Consider the following 11,974-nt stretch of genomic DNA (forward strand, 5'->3'; position numbering starts at 1 on the left):
TGCGTTTGTCTACGGTTTAATTAACCTCGTAGGGCGTCAATAAGCTCAGGTTTATACTCGCCACTACGTAACATTTCAATTTCATATTTATAAGGTGCTGTTTTTGATTTAGCATCACTATTTAATGCAACAAATGGTGTTTCTAATATTTTTGGCACGTCCATCAATTGAGGATGGTGGACTACGTATTTTAAAGCATCAAATCCGATATGCCCAAAGCCAATATTTTCGTGACGGTCTTTCCCTGCGCCACGAACATTTTTAGAATCATTTATATGAAGGACCTTAATACGATCCACACCAATAATCTTATCGAACTCGTTTAACACACCATCAAAATCTTCTACAATATTGTAGCCAGCATCATGCGTATGGCATGTATCAAAGCATACAGAAAGGCGCTCATTATTTGTAACACCATCAATAATTTTTGCCAGCTCATCGAAAGAACGCCCGCACTCTGTTCCCTTACCTGCCATTGTTTCTAATGCAATTTGCACGGGATAATCTTGTGAAAGCACTTCATTTAAACCTTCAATAATTTTGGCAATACCTGCATCTGCTCCTGCGCCTACATGTGCACCAGGATGTAAAACAATTTGCGTTGCTTCCAATGCAGCCGTGCGCTCAATTTCTGATTGTAGGAAATCTACACCAAGACGGAAGGTTTCAGGTTTTTCTGTGTTTGCAATATTTATAATGTATGGAGCGTGCACGACAATATTGGACATGCCATGCTCTTTCATGTGTAATAGACCATTCATAATATTAAGATCTGCAATTGGTTTTCGACGCGTGTTTTGTGGAGCACCCGTGTAAATCATAAAGGTGTTCGCACCATAAGAAAGAGCTTCTTTACTAGAGCCGAGTAGCATTTCTTTACCGCTCATTGAAACATGTGAGCCAAGTAACATATATATGCCTCCTTATTTTTTGCCGCGTGCTTTTATGCGACGTTCGCGTTTTTTAATTTTTTCCATTTCCCATTTCATATTACGTTTGTAGCCTGGTTTTACTTTTTTCGGTTTGCGCACTAAAGATTTTGCTTTTACATCAATTTCATTTTCGTGCTTCACTCGGTTTTTACGGGCATGACGTTCTTTTAGTTCAGACCATTCACCGTCTTTGACATCCTTTTGTTCAAATGGAATACCCATTTTCTCAACACGAGCCAATGCGTCCTCATCTGAAGGCTCAAATAATGTAATCGCCGTACCTTTATTACCCGCACGTGCTGTTCGACCAACACGGTGAATAAAGAATTCAAGATCTTCTGGAATTTCATAGTTAATGACATGTGAAATCCCTTGAATATCGATACCACGCGCAGCAAGATCTGTTGCCACGATATATTGATATTCTAAATCACGAATTTGCTTCATCATTTTTTTACGATCACGCGGTGTTAAATCACCATGTATTTGACCACAGCGAATCCCTTGCTCGTTTAAATAACCAGCAACATGCTCTGCCGTTTTACGTGTATTAGTAAAAATAACCGCTAAAAACGGGTTAATGCCTTCAATGACATCTAGTAAACGTTTGTTGCGTGATTTCGAACGAACAGGCACTAGCACAAAGTCAATACCTTCTGCTACTGGACGCTTATCGTTCATATGAATGTGTACAGGTGCTTCCATGTATTTTTTTAGAAATGGCTGTAGACGTTCTGGAATTGTTGCAGAGAATACGAACATTTCAAGCTTTTCTGGCATTTGAGAAGCAAAGCCATCAATCTCTTCGATAAAGCCCATATCGAACGCTAGGTCCGCTTCGTCTACCACTAAAATTGGTGCCGTATGCACAAATAACGCTTGAGCTGAAACAAGATCACGAATACGTCCTGGTGTACCAACAACGATTTGTGGTTGCGTTTTTAACTTATCAATGGAGCGTTGTTTGTCCGTACCCCCAATAAATAATTTCGCTTGAATCTCTGTTCCTTCTATTAATTGATTTAACGCATCAAAAATCTGTTGAGCAAGCTCTCGTGTTGGCGAAGTAATAACAGCTTGTACTTCTTGCTTGTCAACTTGAATACGTTGCACAATCGGAATAAGGAAACTATGTGTTTTCCCTGTACCTGTATGTGCTTGACCAATCGCACTTTTACCTTTAAGTATTAGCGGAATAATTTCCTTTTGTATTGGTGTTGGTTCTGTGAAGCCAAGTTTTGCAATTGCGTCCTGCAAAAATGGCTGAAAATTATAATCAGTATATTTTGACATAATTCGTTCCTCCTTACATCTTTCCCATTGTACCATGATTCGGCCTTTTAGGTATGTTTCCTTACTATTAACATAAGCATTTACAAAATTCTATTATTTTTTTCATCGATGCAACGCTAACCTTTAACAAACTTACTTTAATTGCGACTATTATGCAATGAAAAATGTAAAGTGTGAATAATGCAAAAAAACCAATAGACTTTTTATATTTTTTATGTCGATTTTTATCCAACTAATGATTTGAATATTTTCCACATGATAAAATAAAATATCACATACTATAAGGAGGTTGCTAGATCATGAAAGCAGCAAGATGGTATAAAGCAAGGGATATCCGTGTTGAAAATATTGTAGAGCCTACCATTGCATCTGGAAAAGTAAAAATTAAAGTACATTGGGCAGGAATTTGTGGCAGCGATTTACATAGGTATACAGTTGGACCTATCTTTATTCCAGTCAAACAACTCCATCATGATAGAAGTGATACTTATCCACTTGTTATGGGTCATGAGTTTTCAGGCGAGGTAGTAGAAGTTGGCGCAGGGGTCACAAAGGTAAAAATCGGTGATGCAGTCGTAATCGAACCAACTCTAGCCTGTGGTGAATGCGCTGCTTGTAGGAAGGGAAAGTATAATATTTGTAAGCACCTTGGTTTCCATGGACTTTCCGGCGGCGGCGGTGGCTTTTCACAATATACAATGGTAGATGAACGGATGGTGCACAAAATGCCTGAAGGGCTATCCTATGAACAAGGTGCACTTGTAGAACCAGCAGCAGTCGCTTTACACGCAGTACGTCAAAGTAAATTAAAAGTTGGTGATAAAGCAGCTGTTTTTGGAACAGGGCCAATTGGTCTCCTCTTGATTGATGCATTACGGGCATCTGGAGCTTCCGAAATTTACGCTGTGGAACTTTCAGCCGAACGTGCTGCAAAAGCGATGGAATTGGGCGCAACCGCTGTTATTAATCCAAAGGAAGAGGATGCAGTTACGCGTATTCATGCATTAACAGATGGCGGTGTCGATGTAGCATTTGAAGTAACAGGCGCACCAGACGTTTTACAACAAGCCATTGACTCCACTACTTTTGAAGGCGAAACAATAATCGTTTCTATTTGGGAATCTGTCGCTTCTATACAGCCTAATATTATTGTGCGTTCAGAGCGCACCGTAAAAGGAGTTATGGCTTATCGTGATGTCTTCCCATCCGTTATGGAGTTAATGATAAAAGGTTACTTCCTAGCAGACAAGCTTGTCACAAAGCGGATTGGGCTTGATGATATTGTTACAGAAGGCTTTGAAGCGTTACTAAAGGAGAAAAATCATATTAAAATTCTTGTTAACGCACAAGGATAAAACTCCGTATCATTTCTTTTACAAGTAGATAGAGAAAATGATGCTATCCCCTTTTCTCTATCTGCCTTTTATATTAGCACTTTATATCCTATTCATATTGCTTCATCCTTTTAAAAATTTCCAAATTCGCCATTAAAAAGTTTACTTTCTCTTCTCCAAATATGCCGAGCGTGCGTCCTTCTGTATGAACCTCTACAATTTCTTCAATTTCCTTTACTGACAGGCCACTTACATGTGCAATTCGGTTTATTTGAATTTGTGCTGCTTGCACACTAATATGTGGATCTAAGCCTGACCCTGAGGCTGTCATTAAATCAGCAGGAATCTCTTGTCGTTTTACTGTTGGATTGGCCTCTAAAAATGCTTGAATGTCTTCATCGATTCGTTTTATTAATTTTGGATTGGAAGGTGCATAGTTAAAGGTACCTGAGCTAACTCCTCCATAGACAGTTGCTCCATGTTCATCTGGTACAATATCTTCTTTTTCATACACATTATAATTAATAGAAGAAACACGTCCCCCAAAAAATGCTGGTGATGTAAAGGCTTGCCCTAATAATTCTGAACCAACAGCTTTACCATCAACTTCAACAATGCTTCCATTTGCCTGCTCGTTAAATAGTCCTTGTGCAATGCCTGTCACAGTAAAAGGATAAATTAAACCACATATTACAAACATTATTAATGATACAAATAACGCTTGCTTTGCATTATTCCAAAATCGATTCATGTCATGTCCCTCCTATAGCCCAAGCATGGATAACAGTGGCCCTATTAGTAAATCAATCACCTTTATTCCAATAAAGGGAGCAAAGATGCCACCAATTCCATAAATGATCAAGTTTTTCTGTAATAATTTTGCAGCGCTCATCGGCTTATACTTTACACCCTTTATCGCTATAGGAATTAATAACGGAATAATAACCGCGTTAAAAATTAAAGCAGAAATGATGGCACTTGTCGGTGAATCGAGTTGCATAATATTAAGTGAGCTCATTTCTGGTACTGCCACCATCAGCATGGCAGGGATAATCGCAAAGTATTTCGCAACATCATTTGCAATACTAAATGTAGTAAGTGCGCCACGCGTCATCAATAATTGCTTCCCAATCTCTACAACTTCTATTATTTTAGTTGGATTTGAGTCTAAATCTACCATGTTCGCAGCCTCTTTCGCTGCATTCGTACCTGAATTCATAGCAAGACCAACATTTGCCTGCGCCAATGCAGGTGCATCATTCGTTCCGTCTCCTGTCATCGCTACAACTTTCCCTAGTGCCTGCTCGTCTTTTATGACCTTTATTTTATCCTCAGGCTTACTTTCAGCAATAAAGCTATCCACGCCTGATTCTTTGGCTATAGCTGCTGCTGTTAAGGGATTATCTCCTGTACACATAATTGTTTTAATGCCCATTGCCCGCAACTGTTCAAAGCGTTCTTTTAAACCAGATTTGACAACATCTTTAAGATGGATTACGCCTAAAATATTATGATTCATCGACACAACAAGTGGCGTCCCTCCGACAGAAGATACTTGATGGACTAACTGCTCCAAATTTTGAGGGATTGAATGCCCTGCAACAATGCTTTCTTGTTTAATCGTATCATAAGCCCCTTTTCGAATTTGAGTGCCATCCTGCAAATTTAATCCGCTCATCCGTGTTTGTGCAGAAAACGGTATATGCTCACTTGATTTAATAATATGTTGTGCATCTGTCGTATTCACACCTAAATCACATGCTAACGATAAGATAGATTTTCCTTCAGGTGTGTCATCAGTTAAGGAACTAAGCCATGCAGTTTGCATCAATGTTAGATGCGCTACTCCCTTTACAGGTAAAAACTCAGATGCCATGCGATTGCCATAAGTGATTGTTCCTGTTTTATCTAATATTAGGGTGTCTACGTCACCGCACGCTTCCACAGCTCTCCCCGACATCGCAATGACATTAAACTGTGTCACACGGTCCATTCCAGCAATACCAATGGCGGAAAGCAAGCCACCAATTGTCGTGGGAATTAAACAAACTGTCAGTGCAATTAATGTTGCCATGGAAATATGCACATTTAAATAAGTAGTCATTGGATATAATGTCACGACAACCAATAAGAAAATTATCGTTAAACTTACTAACAAAGTATTTAACGCGATTTCATTAGGTGTTTTTTTCCGACTTGCCCCTTCTATTAGCGTAATCATTTTATCTAAAAATGACTCTCCTGGCAGTGATGTAATTTCAATAATAAGCCAATCACTAGTGACAGTCGTTCCTCCTGTAACAGATGAGAAGTCACCACTTCGTTCTTTCACAACAGGTGCCGACTCCCCTGTAATGGCCGATTCATCGACAGTCGCAATCCCTTCAATTACCTCGCCATCGTTCGGAATGACCTCCCCCGCTTGAACTAAAACTTTATCTCCCTTTTTTAGCTCATGTGCTTGTTTCATTATTTCCGAACCATCCGCTAAAAGAACTCGTGCCAGTGTTACTGTTTTTGTATTTTTTAATGTTTGTACCTGAGCCTTCCCTCTCCCTTCTGCTATAGACTCTGCAAAGTTAGCAAATAAAATCGTGACAAAGAGAATAAAAGCGACAATAGCATTATAGAGTCGCTCATGCTCCCCTTCCCCGCTCCCAAGTAAATGGGGGAAAAACGATAACAATAACACTAAAATAAATCCACTCTCTACAACGAACATTACAGGATTTTTGATCATATATAGTGGATTAAATTTTTTCAACGCACCGATCATGGAATGCTTGATTATTTCGCTCGAAATAAAACTTTTCCTTCCAGTTTCCATTTATGTCCCTCCTCATTAGGAATGTATTTGTAAATGCTCTGTAATTGGACCAAGTGCCAATGCTGGTAAAAATGTCAATGCGCCAATCATCAGTACAATGCCAACTAGTAAAAATGTAAACATCGATGTATCTGTTTTCAATGTTCCAATTGAATCGCTATGCAACATTTTTTTAGCAAGTAACGAAGCAATTGCCAATTGAATTATGATGGTTAAATAGCGTCCGAAAAACATCGCTAGCCCTGTCGATACATTCCAAAATGTCGAGTTATCGGCTAATCCTTCAAAGCCAGAGCCATTGTTGGCAGATGCAGAAGCAAATTCATATAGCACCTGTGATAAACCATGTGCACCTGGGTTTGTTATGCCTGCCACACCTGCTGTCGTAGCAACAGCAAAACCCGAAAATAACAGAATGATGGCAGGATGAATTAAAATACACAGCGCTATAAGCTTCATTTCCTTTTCCTCAATTTTCTTCCCTAAAAATTGTGGGGTGCGGCCTATCATTAAGCACGCAATAAAAATCGTCAGTAGCACATACATCATCATGTTCATAAGCCCAACGCCTTTACCACCAAATACAACGTTTAGCATCATGTTAAACATCGGCACAAGTCCACCAAGCGGTGTTAAAGTATCATGCATATTATTGACAGAGCCAGTTGTAAAAGCCGTTGTGACAGCAGTGAAAAGAGCGGATTGGGCTATACCAAAGCGCATTTCTTTTCCTTCCATACTGCCAAGTGCCTGTGTAAGACCTAGCTCATCAATAAGTGGATTTCCAGCACGCTCAGCTATATACACTGTTACTAGCCCAATTAGAAACAGCATACACATGGCACCAAAGATTGCTAGCCCTTGCTTCCCAACTATCGTTTTCTTTTTTCTATAAGCAACCATTAAACCAAATGCTATAACACAAGCCCCAGGTAGCAACATCATAGATAGCATTTCTACAATGTTGGATATAACGGAAGGGTTTTCAAAAGGAGTCGTCGAATTGGCTCCATTAAACCCGCCTCCATTTGTACCAACATGTTTAATTGATTCAAGGGATGCAACAGGTCCAAGTGCAATATCTTGCATCTTTCCTTCAATTGTTTGTACGATTTTATTGGCGCTTAATGTTTGAGGTGAACCTTGCCATACTAAAATAATGGCAACCACAATTGAAATGGGCATTAATACACGTGTAATCACCCGTACAAAATCTACATAGAAATTGCCCAAAGTATCACTTTTGGCTACTAGACGTCGGCAAAACGCCATACATGCTGCATAGCCTGTCGCTGCCGATGTGAACATCATAAAAATAATGACGAGCATTTGTGACAAATAACTTAAACCTGATTCACCACTATAATGCTGCAGATTTGTATTGGTCATAAATGAAATGATCGTATTAAAGGAAAGCGTTGCCTCCATATTTTCAATTTCATTAGGGTTTAACAACAAAAAAGATTGTATGCGCAATAGCATATAGCCAATGAACACCATAAAAGCATTCGACATAATTAACGACAGCACATATTGTCTTCCAGTCATATCCACTTGCTTTACGCCACATAATTTATAAATGACACCATCTACTTTATCCATCACTGGATCGAGCCATGTTTTTTTATGCATTGTGACATGAAAAAGATAATGGCCCATTAGGATAACAAGCGGTAAATAAATAATACAAACAATGGCTATTTGCCACATACGCTATTCCTCCTGCATCCTATTAATAATTTTCTGGATATAAGAGGGCGTACCCTAAATATCCAAAAAGTAAGATAAATATAATTCCAATAACAATGCCCATAGCGATTCCCCCTACTCTTCGACTAATTTGTAGCACCAAATGATTAACGCATATAGACTGGCAAAACTAATGATTAATAAGCCAATCATATAAAAGTCCATCAATTCACATCACCATTCCCTCCATTTGATGTTTTCATCATACTGACTTTGAAATTAATGTAGTGTTAGGAAATTGAATTTTGTATTAAGAAACGATAAAGGGGTTAAATCTTTACACTTTCTTAATGTCAGATAACGCTATAATACAAATGAGGTGAAGGATGATGGAAAATGAGCGCCCCACTCCAGAAGAATTTTTAGCAAGAATTCATCAGGAGCAAGCAACTGTAGGGAGACTAAAAATTTTTATCGGATATGCTGCTGGCGTAGGTAAAACGTATGCCATGCTAGATGCAGCACATCTAGCAAAAAAACTTGGCAAAGATGTAGTAATTGGCTATATTGAGCCACATCCACGTCCAGAGACATTAGCATTACTTGACGGACTTGAGCAAATACCGACTAGAAATTTGCATTATAAAGGGAAAAACTTTCAAGAACTAGATATAGATGCAGTATTGCAACGCAAACCAGAAATCGTACTAATCGATGAGTTGGCTCATACAAATGTTCCACTTATGCGTCATACAAAAAGATTTGGGGATGTAGAAGAATTACTTGCGAAAGGTATCCATGTATATACAACTGTAAATATTCAACATATTGAAAGTCTGCATGATGTGGTTGAAGAAATTACGGGGGTACAAGTGCGAGAACGCATTCCAGATTATTTAATTGATCAAGCAGCACTTATCAAGATTGTGGATATTGAACCAGATGAGTTAATTCAACGTTTAAAAGAAGGAAAAATCTATCACAAACAACAAGCTGAAAAAGCATTAGCTTCCTTTTTTCGCAAACAAAATTTAGTTGCACTTCGAGAAATTGCCTTACGCAGGACTGCAGATACGGTTAATTACAAACAGATAAATGATAGCGAATCGATTAGGCAAACGAAACAAATTGAAGAACATATTTTAGTAGGTATTAGCAGCTCCCCGACTAATGCAAAAGTTATTCGCACTGCCGCAAGACTTGCTCAAGCATTACATGGCAAATTTACTGCGCTTTATGTGCAAAAGGTGCAAGAAAGTAGTTTTAACAAAGCAAATGATGAACGATTGCAACAACATATGAAATTGACCGAGCAACTTGGCGGCCATGTTGTAATCGTTCAAGAGAATGATATCGCAGCTGCACTAGCCAATTATGCACATTTAAGTGGGGTCACAAAGCTAGTAATTGGCAGAACTGCTTTGAAAAAGAAATGGTGGCTGCCACATGCGAAAATCAGTGACAGGCTCAATGAATTTGCACCGAATTTAACTATGCATATAGTTCCAGATCAAGAAAATGAACGATTGTATGTGCCTACTGGCGTTCGAAATCGACTAACGATTGAATGGTTGGATTTAATAAAAATGGCAGTAGTGTTTCTCTTAGGCTCTATTTTAGCTTTATTTTTCTTTACAATAGGAGTTAGTGAATCCAATATTATTACGATTTACATTCTCACTGTGCTAATCCTTGCGATATGGTCGTCAGGCTGGCTAATGAACATTATTAGCTCTGCAGTAGCTGTACTTCTATTTAACTTTTTATTTACTGAGCCACGATTTTCCCTTGAAGCATATCATCGGGATTATCCTATTACTTTTCTCATTATGTTTTTCTCTGGCATAATCACAAGTAGCTTAACAAAAAAGATAAAAGAGCAGGCAATCGTTGCTGTTCGTAAATCATATCGAATGGAAGTTTTACTAGAAACAAATCGCAAACTACAACACGCCAAATCTATCGAAGAAATCATTACGGAAGGCATGACACAGATTGTTAAATTAGTAGAAAGACCTGTACAATTTTTTGAAATAGAGCAAAAAATAATTACTAACTCTATTTTTTTCCCAACAACAAGTCTATCTAATATGGAGAATACTAACGTAGCATCACTCTTTCAAGATACTAATGAATTAGGTGTAATACATTGGGTCATTAATAATAAACATTTTGCTGGTATATCAACAGATATTTTCCCTGAAGTGAACGGCTATTATTTACCTGTTATTTCAAGTGGAAACGTTAAGGGTATTGTAGGAATTGCTCTTTCTAAGCAAGCACCTCTCCCCGCATTTGAGCGCGATATTTTACATGCTATTTTGAATGATTTTTCATTCGCTCTCGATAAATGGTATTTGCAAAGTTTAAATGAGCAAGTTGCAAGGGAAGCGGAGCTTGAACAAATGAGAGCTAACCTTTTACGTGCTATCTCTCATGATTTACGAACACCGCTTACAACTATCTCTGGAAATGCAGATATCCTGTTAACAAATAAAGCGCATATTCCTGAAATTGAAAAAACACGATTATACGAAGATATATACAAGAACTCAAAATGGCTTGTTCAAATGGTTGAAAACCTACTGGCAGTTTCGATGTTAGAAGATGGTCAATTTGCATTAGAGATGCAATTAGAGCTTGTGGAGGATATTATTCAAGAGGCGTTACTGCATGTTACTCCACGTGACAATACACATAACATTTCTTATCATGTAGAGCCTGAATTACTTATGGCATTGATGGATGCACGCCTAATGATTCAAGTAATTATAAATATAATCGATAATGCATTAACCTATACACCTGCAGGTAGTGCCATCTCTTTCATTGCAAAAGATCGAGACGAGTTTGTTGACATTAGTATCACTGACAATGGACCAGGTATTGACGATTCGCTAAAAGAAAAACTGTTCGAGCCGTTTATAACAGGTAAAGTTCAGCGTAGTGACAGTCGAAGGGGCTTAGGCTTAGGGTTAGCACTATGTCAAACAATTTTAAAATTACATGATAGTGAATTAGAAGTTGCAAAAAACTATCCGACTGGAACCATCTTTCGTTTTACTTTAAAAAAAGGAGTTGTCCGTATAAATGAATAAGCGGATTTTAGTCGTAGAAGATGATGTAGCAATCGGCAATTTAATTAGAATGACCTTAACTACTCAGCACTACGAATTCGATATAGCACAAGATGGTTCTAGTGCATTACAAAAAGCTATCTCGTTGAAGCCCCATGTCATTATCCTTGATTTAGGCTTACCTGATATGGATGGGATAGACTTTATTAAAAAAGTACGCGGCTGGACCCAAACGCCCATAATTGTTGTAAGTGCCCGCGGTGAAGAACTCGATAAAATAAGCGCATTAGATGCTGGTGCGGATGACTATGTCACAAAACCTTTTAGCGTGGAGGAGCTACTTGCGCGTATACGTGTAGCATTACGAAGAATAAGTAGCGAACATCAGCTAGAAGCAGAGTCAGCAGTGTTTGTTAATGGACAATTAGAAATACATTACGTGGCAAACACCGTGTTTGTTAACGCGATGGAAGTGCACTTGACACCTATTGAGTATAAACTTTTAGTTGTTCTATCCAAGCATGTTGGCAAAGTACTTACACATAATTTTTTATTGAAGGAGATATGGCAAAATGCTCTCCAGTCAGATGTTCCAAGCCTTCGAGTATTTATGGCAACTCTTCGAAAGAAAATAGAAGAGAATCCCTCACAACCAAAGTATATTCAGACTCACGTTCGGGTTGGATATAGAATGCTGCGAGTGAATGATGATGAATAACGTTAGATCAAATTGCACTATCAAATACGCTATTCAACTATAACAACTACTTTTCTCTACGGTTCTCTACGGTAAAAATCCGTACGCATGGCTCCAACTCT

Annotated in this window: 9 protein-coding genes; 3 read left to right on the plus strand and 6 right to left on the minus strand. The window is 38.4% G+C overall.

The genetic code is table 11. The features are described from left to right. Nucleotides 1-20: 20 nt before the first annotated feature. Complete coding sequence (locus FH508_RS15805) at nt 21-914, minus strand: deoxyribonuclease IV (RefSeq protein ID WP_139860786.1); 894 nt, start codon at nt 912-914, stop codon at nt 21-23. Between the two features lie 12 nt (nt 915-926). Continuing rightward, nucleotides 927-2,228, minus strand: coding sequence for a DEAD/DEAH box helicase (locus FH508_RS15810; protein ID WP_139860784.1), 1,302 nt, complete (start codon nt 2,226-2,228; stop codon nt 927-929). A gap of 299 nt (nt 2,229-2,527) precedes the next feature. Here FH508_RS15810 and FH508_RS15815 point away from each other — a divergent pair, with 299 nt between their 5' ends. Then, nucleotides 2,528-3,583, plus strand: a complete 1,056-nt coding sequence (locus FH508_RS15815) for a 2,3-butanediol dehydrogenase (protein ID WP_172772050.1) — start codon at nt 2,528-2,530, stop codon at nt 3,581-3,583. Nucleotides 3,584-3,671: 88 nt separating this feature from the next. Here FH508_RS15815 and kdpC read toward each other — a convergent pair whose 3' ends face one another. The 4 genes from kdpC to FH508_RS24145 are packed head-to-tail and all read right to left on the minus strand — an operon-like array spanning nt 3,672 to nt 8,202. Next, nucleotides 3,672-4,313: a K(+)-transporting ATPase subunit C gene (kdpC, locus tag FH508_RS15820; RefSeq protein WP_172772051.1), complete on the minus strand. Its 642-nt coding sequence runs from the start codon at nt 4,311-4,313 to the stop codon at nt 3,672-3,674. Nucleotides 4,314-4,325: 12 nt separating this feature from the next. Beyond that, nucleotides 4,326-6,389, minus strand: a complete 2,064-nt coding sequence (gene kdpB / locus FH508_RS15825; protein ID WP_172772052.1) for a potassium-transporting ATPase subunit KdpB — start codon at nt 6,387-6,389, stop codon at nt 4,326-4,328. A gap of 15 nt (nt 6,390-6,404) precedes the next feature. Then, nucleotides 6,405-8,099: a potassium-transporting ATPase subunit KdpA gene (kdpA, locus tag FH508_RS15830; RefSeq protein ID WP_172772053.1), complete on the minus strand. Its 1,695-nt coding sequence runs from the start codon at nt 8,097-8,099 to the stop codon at nt 6,405-6,407. Nucleotides 8,100-8,121: 22 nt separating this feature from the next. Further along, complete coding sequence (locus tag FH508_RS24145) at nt 8,122-8,202, minus strand: hypothetical protein (RefSeq protein WP_370635738.1); 81 nt, start codon at nt 8,200-8,202, stop codon at nt 8,122-8,124. Between the two features lie 262 nt (nt 8,203-8,464). Here FH508_RS24145 and FH508_RS15835 point away from each other — a divergent pair, with 262 nt between their 5' ends. Next, nucleotides 8,465-11,176 carry a sensor histidine kinase gene (locus tag FH508_RS15835; protein WP_228134115.1) on the plus strand — a complete coding sequence of 904 codons (2,712 nt, stop codon included), beginning with the start codon at nt 8,465-8,467 and terminating at the stop codon, nt 11,174-11,176. Continuing rightward, on the plus strand, nt 11,169-11,873 hold the full coding sequence (locus tag FH508_RS15840; protein WP_139860175.1) for a response regulator: 705 nt from the start codon (nt 11,169-11,171) through the stop codon (nt 11,871-11,873). Before FH508_RS15835 ends, FH508_RS15840 begins: the two co-directional genes overlap by 8 nt. Nucleotides 11,874-11,974 lie beyond the last annotated feature (101 nt).

The organism is Lysinibacillus sp. CD3-6 (genome assembly GCF_006351725.2).
Taxonomy (GTDB): domain Bacteria; phylum Bacillota; class Bacilli; order Bacillales_A; family Planococcaceae; genus Lysinibacillus.

What these genes read in the sequence shown, in the direction of transcription:
- FH508_RS15805 (WP_139860786.1), bottom strand. Translation starts at nt 914, where the DNA reads ATGTTACTTGGCTCACATGTTTCAATGAGCGGTAAAGAAATGCTACTC.
- FH508_RS15810 (WP_139860784.1), bottom strand. Translation starts at nt 2,228, where the DNA reads ATGTCAAAATATACTGATTATAATTTTCAGCCATTTTTGCAGGACGCA.
- FH508_RS15815 (WP_172772050.1), top strand. Translation starts at nt 2,528, where the DNA reads ATGAAAGCAGCAAGATGGTATAAAGCAAGGGATATCCGTGTTGAAAAT.
- kdpC (WP_172772051.1), bottom strand. Translation starts at nt 4,313, where the DNA reads ATGAATCGATTTTGGAATAATGCAAAGCAAGCGTTATTTGTATCATTA.
- kdpB (WP_172772052.1), bottom strand. Translation starts at nt 6,389, where the DNA reads ATGGAAACTGGAAGGAAAAGTTTTATTTCGAGCGAAATAATCAAGCAT.
- kdpA (WP_172772053.1), bottom strand. Translation starts at nt 8,099, where the DNA reads ATGTGGCAAATAGCCATTGTTTGTATTATTTATTTACCGCTTGTTATC.
- FH508_RS24145 (WP_370635738.1), bottom strand. Translation starts at nt 8,202, where the DNA reads ATGGGCATTGTTATTGGAATTATATTTATCTTACTTTTTGGATATTTA.
- FH508_RS15835 (WP_228134115.1), top strand. Translation starts at nt 8,465, where the DNA reads ATGATGGAAAATGAGCGCCCCACTCCAGAAGAATTTTTAGCAAGAATT.
- FH508_RS15840 (WP_139860175.1), top strand. Translation starts at nt 11,169, where the DNA reads ATGAATAAGCGGATTTTAGTCGTAGAAGATGATGTAGCAATCGGCAAT.